Below are 17541 nucleotides of genomic sequence, written 5' to 3' on the forward strand. Positions count from 1 at the left end.
CGGCCGGTCCGTGGCCGACGTACGGTCCGTGGCCGACGTACGGCCCGGGGGATCGGTGACCGGTACGCGGTCCGGCGGGGCGAGGCCGCCGCTATGGGCAACCTCCCGGAGCCGCTCTCACTCCCGTACGCGGCCCCTTAAGCCCCACGCCTGCGCACCCCCACATGGCGCGGCCTCATCCCTCACCCATCACCCGCCCCGCTTCCTCCCCCGCCACCGCCAGCGCCCGATCGAGGGCTTCGGCATGGCGTCCGCCCGCGCTGGCGACGGGGCCTCGGCCGCCGGAGCCGCCGCCGACGGTGCGGGCGGCGGTGGTGAGGAGCCGGGCCGCCTGGACGCCGGTGTCGTGGAGGGTGGGGGAGACGGCGGCGGCGAGGAGGGCCTTGCCGTCGTGTTCCGTGCCGAGGATGACGGCGGCCGGGCCGTGGGGGAGGCGGCGGACGGTGTCCGTGGCGAGGCCGCGCAGCTCGTCCGGGGCGATGTCGGTGACCCGCTGGACGACGAGCCGGCCCTCGCCCGCGGGCCGGGCCCGGTCGGCGAGGAGGGCGGCCTGGTGGCGCAGTTCCTCGGCGCGCAGGCGGGAGAGCCGTTCCTGCGCCTCCGCCAGGGCGTCCAGGCGCTTGCGCAGGATGCCGGGGGCGTCGGCGGGGCGGGTGCCGAGCAGGCCGGACAGTTCGTGCAGCAGGCGGCGTTCGGTGTCGAGGTTGTGCAGGGCGTCGTGGCCGGTCAGGGCTTCGACGCGGCGGAGGTTGGAGCCGATGGAGGACTCGCCCAGCAGCCGGAAGGTGCCGATCTGGGACCCGTGCGCGACGTGCGTGCCGCCGCACAGCTCGCGCGAGAAGTCGCCGATGTCGACGATGCGGACGGTCTCGCCGTACTTCTCGCCGAAGAGCGCGATGGCGCCCGCGGCCTCCGCCTCGGCGCGGTCCGCGTACCAGGCCCGCACGTGCGGGTCGTCCAGCACATGTCCGTTGACGGCCGTCTCGATACGGGAGAGCTGCTCGGGCGTGAGCGCGGCGAAGTGCGCGAAGTCGAATCGCAGCCGGTCCGGCTCGACCAGGGAGCCCTGCTGGCGGGCGTGGTCGCCGAGGGTGGCCATGACGACGGCGTGCAGGATGTGGGTCGCCGAGTGCGAGCGCGTCAGGCCCTTGCGGCGGTCGGCGTCCACGTGCGCCTCGCCGATGTCCCCGGTACGGATCTCCCCTTGCAGGACGCGCCCGCTGTGGACGCGGAAGCCCTCCAGGCCGTAGCGGGTGTCGGTGATCCGTACGACGGTGCCGTCACCGGTGGTCAGCGTGCCGGTGTCGCCGATCTGGCCGCCGGCCTCGGCGTAGAACGGCGAACGGTCCAGAACGAGTTCCACCTCGGCGCCCTGACCGGCGGAGGCCGCCACGGACCCGCCGGTGAGCAGCCCCATCACCGTGACCTCGGCCGTCAGGTGCTCGTAACCGAGGAACTCCGTCCGCGGCAGACCGGCGGCCACCTCACGGTAGGTGTCCATCTTCCGCAGCGCCTCGGCGGTCTTCGCCTTGCCCCCGGCCTTCGCGCGCTTGCGCTGCTCGTCCAGCAGCGCGGCGAACCGGTCCTCGTCCACCGTCAGCCCGGCGTCCCGCGCCGCCTCCACGGTGAGTTCGAGCGGGAACCCGTACGTGTCCGCCAGCTCGAACGCCGTCTCGCCGGGCAGGGCCCCGGACCGGTCCTGGCGCGTACGGCTGATCGCGGCGTCCAGCAGCCGCGTGCCCTGGGCCAGGGTGCGGCCGAACGACTCCTCCTCGGCGGTGACCACCTGCTCGATCAGCGCCGCCTGCGCCGACAGCTCGGGCCAGACGTCCCCGAGGTGGGTGACCACGCTCGCGGTGACGGCGGGCAGCACCGGACCGTCGATGCCCAGCAGCCGGGCGTGGCGGATGGAGCGGCGCATCAGCCGCCGCAGCACGTAACCGCGGCCGTCCTTGGCGGGCAGCACCCCGTCCGCGATGAGGAAGGCGATCGACCGGGCGTGCTCGGTGACGACCTCGAAGGAGACCTTCTCCTCGCCCTCGCCGGGGTAGTCGCGCTCGGCGAGCTTCTGGACGGTGCCGAGGGTGGGCAGCAGCAGATCGGTGGTGCAGACGTTGGGGACGTCCTGGAGGACGGCGGCGAGCCGGTCCAGTCCCAGCCCCGTGTCGATGCTCTTGTGCGCGAGCTCTCCGACGATCGGGAAGCCGCCCTTCTTGTCGCCCTCACCGCGCACGCTCTGCATGAAGACGAGGTTCCACAGCTCCACGTACCGCTCGCCGTCGACGGCCGGGCCGCCCTCCCGGCCGAAGTCGGGGCCGCGGTCGTAGTTCAGCTCCGAGCTGGGCCCGCAGGGGCCGGGGACGCCCATGGACCAGTAGTTGTCCACCATGCCCAGCCGCTGGATGCGCGAGGCCGGCACGCCCACGCGGCGCCAGATCCGCTCGGCCTCGTCGTCGTCCTCGAAGACGGTGATCCAGAGCCGGTCCTTCTCCAGCCCGTAACCCTGGGTGGCGAGCTCCCAGGCGTAGGCGATGGCGTCTTCCTTGAAGTAGTCGCCGAAGGAGAAGTTGCCCAGCATCTCGAAGAACGTCGCGTGCCGGTTGGTCCGGCCGACGTTCTCGATGTCGCTGGTGCGCGCGCACTTCTGAATGCTGGTGGCGCGCGGGAAGGGCGGGGCGACCTCGCCGAGGAAGTAGGGCTTGAACTGGTTCATCCCGGCGTTCGCCAGCAGCAGCGTCGGATCGTCCGGCACCAGCGGGCTGGACGGGACGGACTGATGGCCCCGGGACGTGAAGAAATCGGTGAACGTCTGGCGGATCTGCGTCGAGCGCATGGCGGCATGGCCTCACGGAAGAGTCGTGGACGGTGGGGTGGATCACACGCCGAGCCGGGCCGAGAACGAGGACTGAGTGGTTCTCAGTTCTCCAGCTCGGCGCAGATAGCTCGCGCCCCCACGGTGTAGACCATGACTCCGTATCCGTTGCTTAGGTGCCCGGGTGTCCAGGTGCGCCCAGGTGCTCACGTACTCATGTCGGCGACACGATCACGTGCTCACGCGATCATGTCGGCGACACGATCATGTGCTCATGTCGGCGACACGGCAGGGCGTCGGCACATCGGGTGTGGCCGCCTGCCGTATCACCTACTGTAACCGGTCGGGGGATGAGATCGCTTGCTTGTGCGAGATCCCTTTGCCTTCGCGCCTGCGAGTGTCTTTGTGCCTGTGAGTGTCTTTGCGCTTGCGGGTGTCTTTGTGCCTGTGAGTGTCTTTGCGCTTGCGGGTGTCTTTGTGTCCGCGAGGTTGCTTGTGTGCCCGCGAGGTCGCTTGTGTGCGTGCGGGGCGCGTTGGGGGTGTCGCGTCCGGGTCGCGTTGGGGTTATCGCGTACGGGGTGCGTCGGGGCCGGTGAAGTCGGGGCTGGCGAAATCCGGGCTGGCGAAGTCGGGGCTGCTGAATTCCGGGCTGCTGCCGAACTCGGGGCGGCCGTATCCCGGGCGGCCGTACTCAGGACTGCCGAACTCGGGGCGGCCGAACTCCGGACGGCCGAAGGCGGGGCCGCTGTATCCGGGGCCGGTGGGCTTGGGGTCGGGGCTGGGAGTGGTGCCGGGGCTGGGCGCGGGGCCGGTCGCTGCGAGCTGCCGGCGCAGGAACGGGAGGATGCCGCGCTCCAGCAGGGCCTGCTGCCAGGTGTCGCGAGCCCGCCGCACGTCAGGGTTCGTGTCGGCGGCTGCGTCGGGGTTCGCGTCGGGGTTCGCGTCAGGGTGGGCGTTCGCCGGAACGGTGGATCCGGCGTCGTCACCCTCCCCACGGCCCCCGCTCTCTTCGTCATCACGGCCCGTGTCGGGAGCACCCGTAATGGCCCCCGTAGTAGCCCCCTGCTGCCCCGTGGACCGGTTGCGCAGGGCCGTCCTCAGCAGCCAGACGACATCGGCCAGCGCGATCACGCCGGCCACCCCGGCCGCCGTGAAGCCCGCGAACACCAACTCGTCCGCGAACTCGGCCTGCGTCCCGACGAGCCGCATCCCGAAGCCGATCAGCAGGAACACGGCCGCGGCGATGGCCGACAGGGTCGGTACGAGGACGGCCAGCGCGGGCACCAGTCCGCTGCCGAAGGCCGGACGGGCCGGATGGGCCGGACGGGCCTCGGGGCTCGCCGGCTCCCGTCGGCCCGCGATTCCCTCAGCCCCCTCCGCCTCCTCCGTCCCTTCTGCCTTCTCCGCCCCCTCCGATTGCGCAAGCATCCGCAGGTAGGCGCGGTACTCGGTGTCCGCCGCGCCGGCGATCGTGGCGCGTTGCCGGAGGGCGCGGGTACGCAGGCGGGCGGGATCGATCGCGCCGCCCGCGCGCCGTACGGCTTCCTGGATCTCCGTGGAATCCAGCGCGCGGTCCACCAGCCCCACGAAAACGTGTCTGTCCTCCGGCCGCAGCTGTGGCCCTTGTGGCCCTAACTGATCGCGTCCCTGCATGGTTGTCCCTCCCTGTCGCTGGGGGCTGTCCGTCCGCCGACATGGCGCCCGCCCCCAAACCCCCCGCCGCCCGTGACGTGGACGGGTCAGCCGATGTTGACGCCGTAGTCGGTCGCGATGCCGGCCAGGCCCGTGGCGTAGCCCTGGCCGATGGCGCGGAACTTCCACTCGCCCTGGCGGCGGTAGAGCGCGCCGAAGACCATCGCGGTCTCCCCGGCGGCGTCGTAGGAGAGTTCGTAACGGCACATTTCCCGGCCGGTGAGGTTGTCCACGACACGTATGTACGCGTCGTGGACCTGGCCGAAGCTCTGGCCGCGGGCCGCCGCCTCGTGGATGGAGACGGTGAAGACGACCTGACCGACCTTGTCGTCCAGTCGGTCGAGATCGATCAGAAGCTGTTCGTCGTCGCCCTCGCCGGCGCCGGTCAGGTTGTCGCCGGTGTGCCGTACGGCGCCGTCGGGGCTGGTGAGATGGTTGTAGAAGACGAAGTGGTCGTCGGAGAGAACCTTCTGGTCCGGGCCGCAGACGATGGCGGACGCGTCCAGGTCGAAGGCCGCGCCGCCGGTCGGCTCGGCGTCCCAGCCCAGGCCGACGGTGACGTCCGCGAGCGGGGTGCCGTCCTGGTTGAGGACGACGTTCTGGCCTTTGCTGAGGCTGACGCCCATGGCTGCTGTCTCTCCTACGGTGCACGAGTACGGAACTGCGGGGTGGAAGGCCGGCGCCTTCGCGTGAGCCGTCGCTCGCTTGGTCCAACGAGGGGCACCCGGTAATGGTTCCCTGATTGCGCAATCCATGAAGTATGTGTCGTGGAGTGGTGCGCTTTGTTGGGCGGTGAGCTTTACGGGGGAGTGGGGCGGGGGCTCGGAGTCGCGCGACGGCTGTGGGCGCGTTCGGGGCGCGGGCGCGGATCAGTCTTTGAGCGGGCCGGAGTTACCGGCTGAGGCGGGGGCGTCTCCGTGCCCGGTCTGGGGCCGGGTGGGAGTGACGCCCCCGGGGACGACACGGATGATGCGCGGTTCGGGGGCCGTCGTCTCTGAGGGTGCCGAGGTCGTCGTCCCTGTAGGTGCTGCGGTTGTCGTTCCTGAGGGTGCTGCGCTCGTCGTTCCTGAGGGTGCTGCGCTCGTCGTCCCTGAGGGCGCTGTGGTCGTCGTTCCTGAGGGTGCTGCGCTCGTCGTCCCCGAGGGTGTCGCGGTCGTCATCCCCGGAGGCGTCGCGGAAGGTTCCGCCTGCGCTGTCGCCCCCTCCGCCTTCACCACCACCGTCGCCGTCGTCGCCTGCTGCTCTTCCTTCATCGTCCGCGTCTCGCTCTTGAGGATGCGCAGCGACTTGCCCAGGGCGCGGGCGGTGTCGGGCAGCTTCTTGGAGCCGAACAGCAGGATCACCACGATTCCGGTGACCAGTAGGTGCCAGGGCTCCAGGCCGTTGCGAAAGAACACGTCTCCCGTCCTCCTCTCGTCAAGGCTTCGGGGATCTCAAGGACCGCCCGCCGCTTCACTTCATCACTTGCTTACTTGCTACATTGCGCAACTGTACAACCATTGATCGGTCCCAACCCGCCTCCTGTCGCGCGGGCCGCATGGACGAGGCGGATGAAGGTGCTCCTATGACGGACAGTCACAAAGCGCGCGGCGAGCGCCGCGCCGGTCGGGCGGGTGGCCGCTCGGATATCCGGGCCGGTGGTCGCTCCGACGATCGGACGGATGGTCGCTCCGGCGATCGGTCCGGTAGCCGCTTCGACGCCCGGGCCGGCGGTCGTTCGGACCCCCCGACCACCGGTGACCGCTCCGACGCCCGGGCCGGTGGCCGCTCCCGCCCCCGCCCCCGGGCCGGTGGCCGGCGGCGCAAGCGGGCGCGGCGCGCGAGGCTCGTCCTGATACTCGGCCTGTCGTTCCTGGTGCTGCTCGTCGCCGGGGCCGGATGGATCTACTTCCGGCTCGACGGCAACATCACCACCTTCGACGCCGACGGGGTGAGCGGCGACCGTCCCGAGGCCGGTGCGGGCGGCAGCAACGTCCTGGTCATCGGCTCCGACTCACGGTCGGGCGGCAATCAGGACCTCGGCGGCGGCGAGGGCGAGGTGGGCCGCTCGGACACCGCCTTCCTGCTGCACGTCTACGCGGACCGCAAGCACGCCGTGGCGGTGTCGCTCCCGCGCGACACCCTGGTGGACATCCCGCCGTGCCGCCTGCCGGACGGCTCCTGGACGAAGCCCCGTACCAGCGCCATGTTCAACTCCGCCTTCTCCGTGGGGGAAACCGCGCACGGCAACCCGGCCTGCACCCAGAACACCGTCGAGAAGCTGACCGGGCTGCGGGTGGACCACACCGTGGTCGTCGATTTCGCCGGGTTCGCGAAGATGACCTCGGCGGTCGGCGGGGTGCCGGTGTGCGTTCCGAAGGACGTGTACGAGGGCGACCTGAACCCCCACCGCGGCTCGCGCGGGAACCTCGTCCTCGGCAAGGGCCCGCAGACCGTCTCCGGCCGGAAGGCCCTGGACTACGTACGGATCCGGCACGGCATCGGCGACGGTTCCGACATCGGCCGCATCAAGCGGCAACAGACCTTCGTCTCCGGCCTGTTCAAGAAGGTCAAGGAGGAGGGCCTGAACCCGACGACCCTGCTGCCGCTGGCGAACGCCGCGACCGAGTCCCTGACGGTCGACCCGGGGCTCGGCTCCGCCGCGAAGCTGCTCGCGTTCGCCATGTCGATGAAGGACATCGACCTCCACGACATCAAGTTCCTCACGCTCCCCTGGCGTTACCAGGGCAACCGGGTCGCCATCGTCCAGCCGGACGCCGATGCGCTGTGGGCGGCGCTGAAGGCCGACCGGACGGTGGACGGCAAGGACGCGGGAGGCCCGTCCAAGGGCGACGGGAACGGCCCGGCTTCCTCGTCCCCCTCCCCGACTCCGCGGGCGACCGTCTCCGGCGCGGGCATCGCCGTCGCCGTCTACAACGGGACGACGGTGCGGGGGCTGGGCGCCCGCGCCACCGACGCGCTCAAGGACGCGGGCTTCACCGTCACCCACACCGCCACCGCCACGACCCAGGACCACACCGGCACCCTCGTCACCTACGGCCCCGGCGAGAAGAATCAGGCCGAGACCGTCGCCCAGCTCTTCCCCGGCAGCCGACTGGAACCGGCCGCAACCGCGGGCGTCGTCATCACGCTGGGACAGTCATACGCGGACGAGCGGCCCGAGACCGGGACCACCCCTTCCGCCACCCCGACCGACCTCCCCGCCCGCCTCGCAGACGCGGCCCGGTCGGCCGATGACGATCCGTGCTCCGATCTGTCGTACGGATAACGGATAAGGGTGCGTTGAGAGCGCCTGGTTGGGCGCGGTGGGGTGGCGCTCGGGGCCGGGAGATCGCGGGCGCCGGATATCACCAGGACTTACGGCTCTATCGCGGTGGCTCACTCTTCGGATTCCCCGTGGGCTGCTGCTCTTGGAAGGCCAGTGATCACAACCACAGACAGGCCCTAACGCCATGTGTAGTTGTCGTCCGTCACGGCTGGGAGTGCGGCGTCGGCGACGGTGGCGTGCGGGGAGGGCAGGGCGGCCAGCGCCGGGCCGAGCCGCGGAGGGAACAACGGGAGATCGATGGTCTTGCGGTAGTCCACCCATTCGATCGTGCCGAGTTCGTGGGTGCCGTCGGGCAACTCGTCGTACTCCCGCACGGCGAGCCGGGCGCGCACATCCGGGGTGAGGTGGAAGCGGTAGATCAGGTGCAGCTTGCGCGGCGGCGGCGTGGGGCCGGGACGGGAGACCCGCTGATCGACGATCCACATCAGGTCGCCGCCGTCGGCTTGGTCGATGTCGAGGGCGAGCTCTTCGGCGAGCTCGCGCCGGAGGGCGCTGGGCAGGGGTTCACCTTCTTCGACGTTGCCGCCGATGGTGGTGTAGTGGGTGGCGTCGGGGCGGTCGCGGCGGATGAGGGCGACGTCGTCGCCACAGAACACCAAGGCGCCGACGCGGATCTTGATGTGGGAGAACGGCGTCGGCGCGGCGTCGGGTGTGGACGTCATGGCGGCAAGTATCGCGGCCGTACCCGCGACGCCGGGCCGGGTTCGCCGCGGTTCCGCCCCTCCTGACACTGTGGCTTCGCCCCTCCCGGCACCATGGTCCGCCCCCTGACACAGCGGTTCCTCGTCCGGGTCGAGCCGCGTCGATCAGCCCGGGTGGCGCGTGCGCGGCCTTCCCGTCGGCCAGGCGGGCCCGGGCGGGGGCAAGGGTCAGTGGACGGGGTGCCAGTGCTCCAGCGCGTCGTCCAACCGAGGCTCCTCGGGGTCGTCCCAGATCAGGCAGCCCCACACCAGGCCGGGCACATCCGGGCCCATGGCATCGGCCGGCCCTTCGGTGAGCGTGCGGTGCACGGCATCGAGGTAAGCGGCGATCGACGGATGGCTCGGCTCGTCACAGGCCAGGTTGTCCGGCATCGACCAGCGGCCGACGCCGTCCGCGCCCACGTAGTGCCCGTACTCGGGGCCTGCCATGTCGCCGCTCAGCCACGGAACCACCGCGGCGCCCCACCCGTCGCCGCGACCGGCCTCGGGCATCCGCACCCTGAGCGCATCCGCCGGGCCGAGCAGCATCCCGCCGGGCAAGAACTCCCCCGAGCCGACCTCGCCCGCTTCCGCACTGGCCTCGATGTCTTGGTGTTCCACACCGCCGCACAGCCGCCAGAGATCGCCCAACTCGGCGGGAAGACCGAAGCCGAGGTGCTGCCTCAGATGGGCGTCGACAGCCTCGATGGTCTGCTCCGGGACGGGCGGCAGCAGGGAGGCGTATGAGACCGGGGCATTCGCCTTCAGCCAGTCCGTGAGGCGGTGCCAGGCCGTCTCCACAGCCCGTTGATCGCTCATCCCGCCAACCTACTGCGTCCTTCGGGTCGGGCTGATGGTGGGCTTCAGAGCGGGATGCCACCGAGTTGCGCGCGTGTCACCCAACCGTTCTGCAGGTCGGGGCCCGGTTGCCCGCCGAACGTGATCTTGCCGAGCAGTACGGCGTGGCGGTCAACACCATTCGCCGGGCTGTTCGCGACCTTCGTGATCAGGGGCTCGTCATCACCGTCCCCGTCAAGGGCACCTTCGTACGAGCCAAGCAGCCGACCGACGACGGCCCCGAAGAGCACGCACCGAACGGCTGAAGGAGCCGCGCACTCGATCGGTGAGGTCGGTACATCTCTACGTTGGGCGTATGAGTGACACGGAAAAGCCGCTGAGCGATCGGGAGAAACCACTGAGCGATACGGAAAAGCCTCAGTCCAAGTTGACCCGAAGCCGCTGTCCAAGCTTGACCCGATGAGTGCCAGGCCGCTCTACGCGCAGTTGGCTGACACGAGCGCATGAAAGATCGCGACCGGGGAACTGGCGCCGGACCGGCCCATCCCCTCGGAGAATCACCTCGCCGACGAGTACGGCGTCGCGCGCCTCACCGCCCGGCGTGCGGCACGGGAACTACGAGAACGGGGGCTCGTCGTCACCGTGCGCGGCAAAGGGTCTTTTGTCGCCGAGCAACCGCCCAGCGATGATCCGCAAGACCGCGTGCCGAACGACGGCTGAGGCGGCCGGACCGGGAGCGGCCGTCAGGACGCGACGGCCGTGCCGGACGCGTGCCGCCGGTCGTAACGGTTCCGGACGATGGCGAGCGCCGCCCCGTACAGGGTGAGGACGGCTGCCAGGAGGCCGTAATACGTCGGCGGCAGGCCCGTCATCCCGAGGACGGGTGCCACGGGGGAGAGCGGCAGCAGCACTCCGACGATGGCGAGTGCGCAGGTGGCGAGGCGGATGGGGCCGGGGGTGCGGCCTTCGGCGCGGCGGCGGCCGGTGCGGAGCAGGAGCATTACGAGCGCTTGGGTGAGGAGGTTCTCGGTGAACCAACCGGCGTGGAAGACCTGTTCCTCCTCGGGGCCGGTGCCGCGCGTGGTCAGCGTCAGGACGGCGAAGGTCGCCAGGTCGGCGGCGGCGTTGAGGAGCCCGAAGAGGGTGAGGAAGCGGAGCAGGCCGCCGGGCCGCAGCAGGACGGGCCTGCGCGCGGCGTCCCGCGGCGGACGGTCGAAGGCCAGGGCGAGCTGGGCCGCGTCGAAGCACAGGTTCTGAACGAGGACCTGCACGGGCAGCATCGGCAGGAAGGACAGCATCAGCCCGGCGGCGAGCATCGCGATCACGTTGCCGAAGTTGGACGAGAGCGTGACGCGCAGGTAGCCCGTGATGTTGGCGGTGCTGCGGCGGCCGGTGACGACGGCCCGGTCGATGGCGGTGAGGTCCTTCGCGGCCAGCACCACGTCGGCCGTCTCGCGGGTCACGTCGACGGCGTACCGCGGGCACATGCTGACGTCGGAGGCGTGCAGCGCGGGCAGATCGTTGACGCCGTCGCCGAGGTAGCCGGTGGTGTGGCCGCCCGCGCGCAGGGCGCCGACGATGCGGGCCTTGTGCTCGGGCGCGCAGCGCGCGAACACCGTCGTGCGCGCGGCCAGCTCCGTCAGTTCGGCGTCGCCGAGCGCGTCGATCCGGTCGGCGGTGACGACGGTGCCCGGGTCCAGTCCCAGGTCGCGGCAGACGCGGGCGGCCGTGCCCGGGTGGTCGCCGGTGAGGACCTTGACGGCGATGCCGCGGCGCGCCAGCCCGTCCAGCGCCTCGGCGGCGGTGGGCGCCGGCGCGTCGCGCAGCCCGACGAACCCCAGGAAGGTCAGCTCGCGCTCGTCGGACGCGGTGTACGAGCCGAGGCGGGCGGGGCGTTCGGCGAGCGCGACGGCGAGCAGCCGCAGGCCGTCGGCCGCCCGTTCCGCGGCACGGTGACGCAGGAGCTCGCGCGCGGCGGCGTCCAACTCCACCTCCCCGCCGCCGGTGCGCATCCGGACGCACCGCTTCAGAACGTCGTCGACGGCGCCCTTCACGACGAGGGTGTGAGGGCCGCCCGCATGCTCCGGATCGCGCACCACGGCGCAGGAACTGCGGCGGACGGGGTCGAAGGGGAGGGCGGCGATGCCTTCGTAGGCGGCGATCCGGTCGTAGGCCGTGCCGGGCTGATCGGCGTCCTGTTGGTTGGCGTCCTGCTGATCGGGGTCCTGTTGGGCGGCGTCCTGTTGGTCGTCACCCTGCCGCGTGCCGTCCTGCCGCTCCCCGTCCTGTCGCGTGCCGTCCTGCTTCTCGACGGCGTCGAGGATGGCCTCGTCCAGCGCGTCGGGGGTCGGCAGATCGACCAGGTGCAGGGTCCACCAGCTGTTGACGGCCGCCCAGTGCAGCACCTGCGGGTCCTCGCGTCCGTCGGCGTCCAGGGAGCACGCGACGACGGGGAGGTCCTGGGTGAGGGTGCCGGTCTTGTCGACGCACAGCACGTCGATCGCGCCGAGGTCGTGCAGCGCCGGCAGCCGTTTGACGATCACCTCGTGGCCCCGCGCGAGCAGGGCCGCGCCCCTGGCCAGCGCGATCGTGACGATCACCGGCAGCATCTCCGGCGTCAGCCCCACGGCCACCGCCACCCCGAACGGCAGCGTCTCCAGCCCCCGCCCGCGCACCGCGGCCCCGGCCATCAGCACCAGGGGCGGAGTGAGCAGCATGAAGCGGATGAGGATCCAGGCGACCCCGTTCATGGAACGGTCGAAGGCCGTGTCCCGGCCCTGCCGTCCCACGCGCCGGTACGTGCCCGAGAACCGGGTGTCCGGGCCGGTGGCGATCACGACCGCGCTCGCGCTGCCGGAGGCGACGCTGCTGCCTTGGAAGCAGAGGTGGGGCTGATCGAACAGGGAGGTGTCGGTGGGGAGCGGTGGAGGGTGGGGGGACGGTGCTTCCGCAGCGGATGGGTTCGGGATGTCCGAGGCCGAGGGGGTTTTCGAAGCGGCTGGACGCGGTGCTTCCGCAGCGGCTGGGTTCGGGGCGTTCGAAACTGACGGTGCTTCCGCAGTGGCTGGACGTGGGGTGCCCGAAGCGGATGGACGCGGGGCGTCCGAAACGGCCGGCGGCGGCGCGTCCAAAGGATGCTTGGCGACCGGTACCGACTCGCCCGTCAGCGCCGCCTGATGCACCGTCAGCCCACCGGCCCGCAGCAAGCGCACGTCCGCCGGGACCATGTCGCCCGGGCCCAGCCGGATGACGTCCCCGGGTACCAACTGGTCGACGGGGATCTCCCGGGAACGCGGTGCCTCGCGGGGTGAAGCGCGCCGCTGCACGGTCACCGTCGTGGCGACGAGTTCCCGCAGCGCGGCCATCGAACGGTCGGCCCGGTACTCCCCGGCGGACCGCAGCACGCAGCTCACCACCACCAAGGCGCCGATGACACACGCCGTGCCCCAGGACGCGACGAGGGCGGATACCACCCCCAGGCACAGCAGCACCGTCGTGAACGGGTCCCGCATGCTGCGCAGCAGCCGCCGGGGCCAGGTCAGCGGCTGCTGCCCCGCCACGGTGTTCTCGCCGTAACGGCCCAGGCGTTCCTCCGCCTCGGCCTCCGTCAGACCGCGCGGCCCGCTGTCCAGACGGCGCAGCGTTTCCAGCACGGTCAGGTGGGCCGTATCGGCGGCGGTGTTCCTCGTCGGCGCGGACTCGGCCGCCTGCGGGCCGCCGGAACGCGGCGCGGCGGTGGGGACGGATACGGGCCCTTCGGCGGTGTCAGGCGCCCAGACCACGTACGTGCCCTGGGGACCGCTCGGGAGCGGTGCGCTCCGAGAGCTGCCCGATCAGCCACTGGACCATGGTCACCACGTCGGGGTTGTCAACCAGATACACCACTCGGCGTCCCTCCCTGCGCGACCGGACCAGACCCGCCAGCTTCAGCTTCCCCAGGTGCTGGCTGATGGCGGGCAACGCCCCGCCGACCCGCTCCGCGAGCCCGCTGACGTCGCTCTCGCCCTGTGCCAGCGCCCACACGATGTGCAGCCGCGCCGGCGAGGCCAGCAGCCCGAACGCCGCGGCGGCCTCGTGCAGAACCTCGGCGGGCGGGTCCTCGAAGTCACCAGCGCTCCTGGCCACCGTTACTCTCCCGTCCACATGGCACGTCACCCTCACTGGGCAAGGGCCCAGTTTAGGGCGTGGTGCACGCGGTGACGGGGCGGTGGGGTGCGCCTTCCCGTCCGGTCGGGCCGGGACGGGCGTCGCCGGGGTGCTGGTCTCGCGGGGTGTGGAGATGTGTTGAGGCCGGGCCTGGGGGCTGTTGCCGGGGGCTCGGTGTCGGGGGCTTGGTGACGGGGGCTTGGTGTCGGGGTGGTGGGGCGGTCTGTCCGTCTTGCTTTCTTGTTTCGTCTTTCGTCGTCGTCGGGTTGTCGTGGTCGGTGGCCGTACGGGCTGACGGCCGCCGGGGGTTCGTCCGTCCGACGGCCGCCGGGCGTTGGTCCGCCCCACGGCCGTCAAGCGTTCGTCCGCCCACACGGCCGCCAGGCGTTCGTCCGCCCGGCGACCGTTCGGCGACCGTTCGGCGACCGTCCGTCCGACAGCCGCCGGGCGGTCGCCCGCCCCACGGCCGTCAGCCGTCACCGGCGCGTGGCGCGCCGGTCGGCCACCTCAGACGTTGACGCCGAAGTCGGCCGCGATGCCGCGCAGGCCGGAGGCGTAGCCCTGGCCCACCGCGCGGAACTTCCACTCGGCGCCGTTGCGGTAGAGCTCGCCGAAGACCATCGCGGTCTCCGTGGAGGCGTCCTCGGTGAGGTCGTAGCGGGCGATCTCGGCGCCGCCGGCCTGGTTGACGACGCGGATGTACGCGTTGCGGACCTGGCCGAAGTTCTGGCCGCGGTTCTCGGCGTCGTGGATCGACACCGGGAACACGATCTTGCTGACGTTGGCGGGCACGGCCGCCAGGTTGACCTTGACGGTCTCGTCGTCGCCCTCGCCCTCGCCGGTGAGGTTGTCACCGGTGTGCTCGACCGAGCCGTCCGGGCTCGTGAGGTTGTTGTAGAAGACGAAGTGCAGGTCGGAGAGGACCTTGCCGTTCTCGTCGCACAGCAGGGCGCTGGCGTCCAGGTCGTAGTCGGCTCCGGTGGTCGTCCGGACGTCCCAGCCGAGGCCGACCAGGACGGCGCTCAGTCCGGGTGCTTCCTTGCTCAGCGAGACGTTGCCGCCCTTGGACAGTGAGACTCCCACGCTTCTCCTCCTGGTGCGCTCCGGCTCCGGTACGGGACTGCGGGCCCATGACGGACCTCGCATCCCGACCTTGAATCTACAGCACTGTAGATATTGGAATCGGCCGGGACCCGGGTGCGGTGCCCGCCAGGGGCCGAGCGCGGTGTTCTCCGTGGTGACCACGGTGTTCTCCGTGGTGACCACGGTGTTCTTCACGGTGACCACGGTGTTCTCCGCAGTGACCACAGTGTTCTTCGCGGTGACTCGGACTCGGAAGGCCGACCCAATGAATAGGACTCAGAAGGCCGACCCGAGAAAGCCCGGCCCGACCGTCACAGGTGCTCGGCGATGGCCGGCATCAGGTCCTGGAAGGTCCGTCCGCTGGCCGGGGAGCCGAGGGCGGCCATCTGCCAGCCGTTCCCGGAGCGGTAGACCTTGGCCATGATCTGCGCGGTGTGGGTGCCGCCGCCGGACAGGGTGTAGCGGGCCAGTTCGTCGCCGGTGCTCTCGTCCACCAGGCGGCAGAACGCGTTCTCCACCTCGACGAACGTCTGACCGGTGAAGGAGTTCACCGTGAAGACGATCTGGTCCACCTGGGACGGCACGTGCTCCAGGTCCACCACGATCGACTCGTCGTCGGCGCCCTGCCCGGCGCCGCCCACGAGGTTGTCGCCGGAGTGGCGCACCGAACCGTCGTCGCTGATCAGGTGCTGGAAGAAGACCACGTCCACCGCCTGCTGCCCGGCGTAGAGCACCGCCGAGGCGTCGAGGTCGATCTCCTTGGGCCCGGTCAGCTTGGCCAGGAACCCGCGCCGCTGCGCCGCCTTCCAGCCGAGGCCCATGCGCACCACTCGCAGGGCACCTCCATCGGACTTCTCCAGGCTGATCCGCTGTCCCTTGGAGAGATTGATGCCCACGGTTTCTCCTCCTCGCCCTTTACCTGCTCATACGAGCCACGCCGTCGGGCGTCGCCAGGGTTTGAAACTACAGCAGTGTAGAAGGCTAGAGAGACAGACTGGGCCGAACAGGCTGGTAAAGGGCGGGGAGCTGTCCGCTATAGGGCGGGGAGCTGTCCGCGTCGAGCCACCTGTGCAACGGGCCCATTCGTGCCCCGCTCCGGGGCCGTTCGTGTCACGTTGCGAGGCTGCTCGTGCCCCGCTTCGGGGCCAACTGGACGGGCCTGGGCTCGAATGCCACGGTGCGCGCCGTTTTCCGCCGAGTGCGGGCCCGCGCACCACCGACCGGAGTGTCCGGCGCTCGCAGCGGGCACGCGTACGGATGACCGCACACACCCCAGATGGAGGCGACATGGAGATTTCGGGCGTCATCAGCGCCATCGTGATCGGCATCGTCATCGGCGTACTCGGCAGGCTCGTCGTTCCGGGCCGGCAGCACATCGGCATCCTGTGGACGATCCTGGTCGGCATCGCGGCAGCGTTCGTCGGCTCCGGCATCGCGGCGGCGGTCGGCGTGGCCGACACCAAGGGCGTCGACTGGATCGAGTGGCTGATTCAGATCGGTTTGGCCGCCGTCGGTGTCACCCTGCTCGACCGCGCCCGGGCGTCCCGCCATTGAGCGCGGCCGTCTCCGTGGAGGGAGATCGGTATCTGCGGGATCGGTATCCGGGGGATCGGTATCCGCGGGATCGGTATCCGCGTCCGAAGCTCGGTTCTGACGGGGGATGACGTGCCCGGCCCGTCGCCTTCAGTCGGCGCGGAAGGCCTTGCGGTACGCGGTCGGGCTGGTGTCCAGGCGCTGACGGAAGTGCGTCCGTAGCGACACCGCCGAGCCGAAGCCGCAGATGCCGGCGATGTTCTCGACCGGCAGGTCGGTGGTCTCCAGGAGCTGGCGGGCCCGTTCGATCCTGGCCCACAACAGCCATTGCAGCGGTGTGGCCCCGGTCCGGGCCTTGAACCGACGGTGGAGGTGCCGCACGCTCATCCCCGCGCGCCGGGCGATGGCCGTGAGGGTCAGGGGGCGGTGCAGGTTGCGCTGGAGCCAGTCCAACGTGGTGTGGAGGGGATCCGGCTGCTCGGCGCCGGGGTGGTGGAGGACCTGCGCCATGCCGCCGTCCCGGCGCTGCGGCACGACCAGGGCACGCGCCGCGCCGGCCGCGACCGCCGCGCCGTGGTCGCGGCTGATGATGTGCAGACACAGGTCGAGACCGGCCGCCACACCGGCGGACGTCAGCATCTGACCGTTGTCCACGAACAGGATGCCCGGATCCACCGTCACTTCCGGGTACTCCCGCGCCAGCCGCTCCGCCGCCCGCCAGTGCGTCGTCGACGTGCTCCCGTCCAGCAACCCCGCCTCGGCGAGCAGGAAAGCGCCGGTGCAGATGGACGCGATCCGGATGCCCCGGGCGGCGGCCGTCCGGAGCACCGCGCACACCTCCTCGTTACGCGCGTGGGCACCGGCTTCGAGGCCCGGAACGACGATCGTGTCCGCCGTCAGGGCCGCTTGCAGCGGATGCGGCGGCGTCAGCTCGAAGCACCGCACCCCGGCAGCCGTGACGGCGACCGTGTCGTCGCCGCAGACCCGCACCTCGTAAGGCGACGAGCCATCGGGCAGGCGGGCGATGGCGAACGCCTGGCAGGCCATGGTCAGGTCGAAGCCGACGACGCCCTTCGGGGCCAGGACGGAGACGGTGTGCCTGCGGAGGGCTGACCGGTTTCCGGTGGTTGTGCGGGTGCCCGTGGCCGTGGCCGTGCGCGTGCCCGTGGCCGTGCCCGTGGCCGTTCTCGTGGTCGGCCGTCGGTCGGCGAACGGGCGTCCGTCACCGTCCCCTGTCACCGACGGTCCCTCGCCCTGCCACCGACCGTGTGCCTGCCACCGTGTGCCTGCCACCGACCGTGTGCATGGCAGGAACCTATCGGACCTGGTCATCCGCGCTGCTGTCAGGTCCTGCCAACGGTTGCGAGGCTGAATACGCGCTGTTCGGGGGGCTGTTGCCCGTACGGAGCAGCGGCACCGGTGCGGGCCTACCCGCCTCATGGCAGCCGCCCGCACCACAAAACCCACAC

The 17541-nt window shown here is 71.1% G+C and carries 14 protein-coding genes and 1 pseudogene; 4 read left to right on the plus strand and 11 right to left on the minus strand.

Translation table 11 applies throughout. The features are described from left to right. Positions 1–175 precede the first annotated feature (175 nt). The 4 genes and pseudogenes from alaS to tatA form a co-directional block, all read right to left on the minus strand. The gene (gene alaS, locus ABZX96_RS30275) at positions 176–2833 is read right to left on the minus strand and encodes an alanine--tRNA ligase (RefSeq protein WP_355550535.1); all 2658 of its coding nucleotides are present in this window, start codon (positions 2831–2833) and stop codon (positions 176–178) included. Positions 2834–3376: 543 nt separating this feature from the next. Beyond that, entirely contained in the window at positions 3377–4399 is a 1023-nt protein-coding gene (locus tag ABZX96_RS30280; protein WP_355550537.1) for a hypothetical protein, read from the minus strand. A 152-nt stretch (positions 4400–4551) separates the two neighbouring features. Further along, the gene (locus ABZX96_RS30285; protein WP_355550539.1) at positions 4552–5130 is read right to left on the minus strand and encodes a TerD family protein; all 579 of its coding nucleotides are present in this window, start codon (positions 5128–5130) and stop codon (positions 4552–4554) included. Between the two features lie 540 nt (positions 5131–5670). Beyond that, positions 5671–5901: pseudogene (tatA, locus tag ABZX96_RS30290) on the minus strand (Sec-independent protein translocase subunit TatA); the annotation flags it as partial. Positions 5902–6068: 167 nt separating this feature from the next. Here tatA and ABZX96_RS30295 point away from each other — a divergent pair. Next, the gene (locus tag ABZX96_RS30295) at positions 6069–7772 is read left to right on the plus strand and encodes an LCP family protein (protein ID WP_355550541.1); all 1704 of its coding nucleotides are present in this window, start codon (positions 6069–6071) and stop codon (positions 7770–7772) included. A 176-nt stretch (positions 7773–7948) separates the two neighbouring features. Here ABZX96_RS30295 and ABZX96_RS30300 read toward each other — a convergent pair whose 3' ends face one another. Next, positions 7949–8494 carry an NUDIX domain-containing protein gene (locus tag ABZX96_RS30300; protein ID WP_355550543.1) on the minus strand — a complete coding sequence of 182 codons (546 nt, stop codon included), beginning with the start codon at positions 8492–8494 and terminating at the stop codon, positions 7949–7951. Between the two features lie 207 nt (positions 8495–8701). Continuing rightward, positions 8702–9331, minus strand: coding sequence for a hypothetical protein (locus tag ABZX96_RS30305; protein ID WP_355550545.1), 630 nt, complete (start codon positions 9329–9331; stop codon positions 8702–8704). Between the two features lie 65 nt (positions 9332–9396). Between ABZX96_RS30305 and ABZX96_RS30310 the strand changes: the two genes are divergently transcribed. Next, positions 9397–9615, plus strand: coding sequence for a winged helix-turn-helix domain-containing protein (locus ABZX96_RS30310; RefSeq protein ID WP_355550547.1), 219 nt, complete (start codon positions 9397–9399; stop codon positions 9613–9615). Between the two features lie 205 nt (positions 9616–9820). Next, the gene (locus tag ABZX96_RS30315) at positions 9821–10030 is read left to right on the plus strand and encodes a GntR family transcriptional regulator (RefSeq protein ID WP_355550611.1); all 210 of its coding nucleotides are present in this window, start codon (positions 9821–9823) and stop codon (positions 10028–10030) included. Positions 10031–10053: 23 nt separating this feature from the next. Here ABZX96_RS30315 and ABZX96_RS30320 read toward each other — a convergent pair whose 3' ends face one another. The 4 genes from ABZX96_RS30320 to ABZX96_RS30335 all read right to left on the minus strand — a co-directional run bounded on the left by ABZX96_RS30320 (position 10054) and on the right by ABZX96_RS30335 (position 15435). Beyond that, positions 10054–12969, minus strand: coding sequence for an HAD-IC family P-type ATPase (locus ABZX96_RS30320; protein ID WP_355550613.1), 2916 nt, complete (start codon positions 12967–12969; stop codon positions 10054–10056). Between the two features lie 106 nt (positions 12970–13075). Next, the gene (locus tag ABZX96_RS30325) at positions 13076–13435 is read right to left on the minus strand and encodes a metalloregulator ArsR/SmtB family transcription factor (RefSeq protein ID WP_355550548.1); all 360 of its coding nucleotides are present in this window, start codon (positions 13433–13435) and stop codon (positions 13076–13078) included. 528 nt (positions 13436–13963) lie between these two features. Next, a complete protein-coding gene (locus ABZX96_RS30330) occupies positions 13964–14539 on the minus strand; it encodes a TerD family protein (protein WP_355550550.1) in 576 nt (191 codons plus the stop codon). 311 nt (positions 14540–14850) lie between these two features. Next, positions 14851–15435 carry a TerD family protein gene (locus ABZX96_RS30335; RefSeq protein ID WP_355550551.1) on the minus strand — a complete coding sequence of 195 codons (585 nt, stop codon included), beginning with the start codon at positions 15433–15435 and terminating at the stop codon, positions 14851–14853. Positions 15436–15826: 391 nt separating this feature from the next. Between ABZX96_RS30335 and ABZX96_RS30340 the strand changes: the two genes are divergently transcribed. After that, on the plus strand, positions 15827–16093 hold the full coding sequence (locus ABZX96_RS30340) for a GlsB/YeaQ/YmgE family stress response membrane protein (RefSeq protein WP_355550553.1): 267 nt from the start codon (positions 15827–15829) through the stop codon (positions 16091–16093). 129 nt (positions 16094–16222) lie between these two features. Here ABZX96_RS30340 and ABZX96_RS30345 read toward each other — a convergent pair whose 3' ends face one another. Beyond that, positions 16223–17311 (minus strand): helix-turn-helix domain-containing protein, encoded by a 1089-nt coding sequence (locus ABZX96_RS30345; RefSeq protein ID WP_355550555.1) that lies wholly within the window; start codon positions 17309–17311, stop codon positions 16223–16225. Between the last annotated feature and the right edge of the window lie 230 nt (positions 17312–17541).

This window comes from Streptomyces sp. NPDC003077 (assembly GCF_040611095.1).
GTDB lineage: Bacteria > Actinomycetota > Actinomycetes > Streptomycetales > Streptomycetaceae > Streptomyces.

Excerpts from the sequence above, each read along its gene's own strand:
- alaS (WP_355550535.1), bottom strand. The coding sequence starts at position 2,833 with ATGCGCTCGACGCAGATCCGCCAGACGTTCACCGATTTCTTCACGTCC.
- ABZX96_RS30285 (WP_355550539.1), bottom strand. The coding sequence starts at position 5,130 with ATGGGCGTCAGCCTCAGCAAAGGCCAGAACGTCGTCCTCAACCAGGAC.
- ABZX96_RS30295 (WP_355550541.1), top strand. The coding sequence starts at position 6,069 with ATGACGGACAGTCACAAAGCGCGCGGCGAGCGCCGCGCCGGTCGGGCG.
- ABZX96_RS30300 (WP_355550543.1), bottom strand. The coding sequence starts at position 8,494 with ATGACGTCCACACCCGACGCCGCGCCGACGCCGTTCTCCCACATCAAG.
- ABZX96_RS30305 (WP_355550545.1), bottom strand. The coding sequence starts at position 9,331 with ATGAGCGATCAACGGGCTGTGGAGACGGCCTGGCACCGCCTCACGGAC.
- ABZX96_RS30340 (WP_355550553.1), top strand. The coding sequence starts at position 15,827 with ATGGAGATTTCGGGCGTCATCAGCGCCATCGTGATCGGCATCGTCATC.